General features: G+C 70.1%; 1 protein-coding gene and 1 pseudogene. Both read right to left on the minus strand.

Translation table 11 applies throughout. From position 1 onward, the window contains the following. Window positions 1–634: pseudogene (locus FAF44_RS52965) on the minus strand (formyl transferase); the annotation flags it as partial. A gap of 477 nt (window positions 635–1,111) precedes the next feature. Continuing rightward, window positions 1,112–2,049, minus strand: a 938-nt coding sequence (locus tag FAF44_RS52970) for a cytochrome P450 (RefSeq protein WP_237111083.1), incomplete at its 5' end; no start/stop codon positions are given.

Genomic DNA, 2,049 nt, shown 5'->3' on the forward strand with positions numbered 1-2,049 from the left:
GCGCCCGCCCGCCCGGAGAACCGTCCGACGCCCGCACCCGCCGCAGAACCTCCTCCGTCGGCTCCTCCCACACGAACTCCCGATCCGCATGCCGCATCGCCCGCCGCAACCGCCCCCGCACCTCCGGCGCCCGGTAATCCAGCGGCTCCGGCGCGAACGACGCCTCACCCGCCTTCGCCGCCACCTCCACCACCAGCTCCGCCGCCGCATCGGCCACCGGCCCGTTGTACAACGCCGACTTACGCGCAGGCTCACCACCGGCCGAACTCGGCATCGGGAACGTCCGATACCCCCAGATCGGACCCGCGTCCATCTCCTCCACCGCCTGCAACGCCGTCACCCCCCACTCCGGCTCGGCGTCCACGATCGCCCAGTCCAGCGACGACGGCCCCCGGTCCCCGGGCGGACCCGGATGAATGATCACCGTGCGGTGCGCCCGCCACAACGCCGCCGGCACCCGCTCCTTCAGGAACGGGCAGATGATCAGATCGGGCTTGACCAGCTCGGCCGCCTCCACCATCGCCTCCGGCGAGACCGCCAGCTCGATCGACACGTCATGGCCGGCACGGCGCAGCTCCAGCCAGGAACGCTGGGTCAGGCCGTTGAACGAGGAACACAGCAGCAGGATGCGCAAGGCGGGACTTCTTTCCGGGCGGGGGAGCGGACGGCACCTGGGCGGGGGACTACCAGCCGGACAACGGACACAACCACGCGTCACAGGCATTTACGGCAGTCCCATAAAACCCATACATGCCTACGATGCTGACATAAACGTCCACTCCCGGTGACCGTTAGCCGCAAAAAGCCGCCCTGACCAGCCCTAATTTGACCCGCTTTGCCCGAAAAGATCCCATCGTGCGGTCGCCCGAAACCTCGCATGTCGTGGGGGGAGAGGCGGGCCTGTCCCGGATCACGTGAGCGGAGCGCCCGGGGGCGGCGTGCGAGGCGGGCCGACCTGGGCGTGCGCGGTCGGGACGCGGTCGCGACGCGATGGTGCGCGCCGAGGGGGCACACGCCACCTTCTGTCCGATAAGTCACCTATCTAGCTGAATATCCCATACCAGACAGAATCCAGCTTCTGTCTGGTATCGCATCTTCTGTCCGGATGGCCTCAGGTGAGGGAGTAACGGATCGGCAACCGCTTCAACCCGCCCACGAACGTCGTCGCCGTCCACTCCGGCTCACCGTCGAACTCGACGCTCGCCAGCCGCGGCAGCAACTCGGCGAACAACGCCTCGGCCTCCATCCGCGCCAAGGCCGCGCCCAGGCAGAAGTGCACCCCGAAACCGAACGCCAGATGCCGGTTCGGCTCCCGCCCGGCGTCGAACCGGAACGGCTCGTCGAAGACGTCCTCGTCCCGGTTGGCCGACGGGTACGACAGCAGCACCGCCTCGCCCCGCCTGATCGGCACCCCGCGCACGACCGTGTCGGCGGCGGCCGTCCGCATGAACCCCTTGACGGGACTGACCCACCGGATCATCTCCTCGACGGCCCCCGGCAGCAGATGCGGCTCCTCCCGCAGGCGGCGCAGCTCGCCGGGGTGACGGATGAGGGCTTCCAGGCCGCCGGCGATCGTGGAGGAGGTGGTGTCGTGACCGGCGGTGGCGATGAGGATGTAGTACGAGGTCGCGGTGACGTCGTCGAGAAGGCGGCCGTCGATGCGGGCGTTGGCGATGTGCGAGGCGAGGTCGCCGGTCGGTTCGGCGCGGCGGGCGGCGGTGAGGTCGCGGAAGTAGGCGAACAGGTCGTCCAGGACGGAGGTGTGGTCGTGCGGGGTTCCGGTGCCGCGTCCGGTGTCGTGGTCGTCGTGGCCGAAGAGCTGGCGGGTGAGCTGGAGCATGCGGGGGAAGTCGGACTCGGGCAGGCCGAGGAGGGTGAGGATGACGTGCAGCGGGTAGTGGGCGGCGCTCTGGGCGGCGAAGTCGGTCGTGCTCCCGGCGCGGGCCATGGTGTCGACGTGGCGGCGGGCCAGGGCGTGGATGCGGGTGCGCAGGCCGCGCAGGGTGTGGGGGCGGAACCAGTCGGCGGCGATGGCGCGCAGGGGGCGGT

This window comes from Nonomuraea sp. MG754425, assembly GCF_021699195.1.
Lineage (GTDB): Bacteria > Actinomycetota > Actinomycetes > Streptosporangiales > Streptosporangiaceae > Nonomuraea.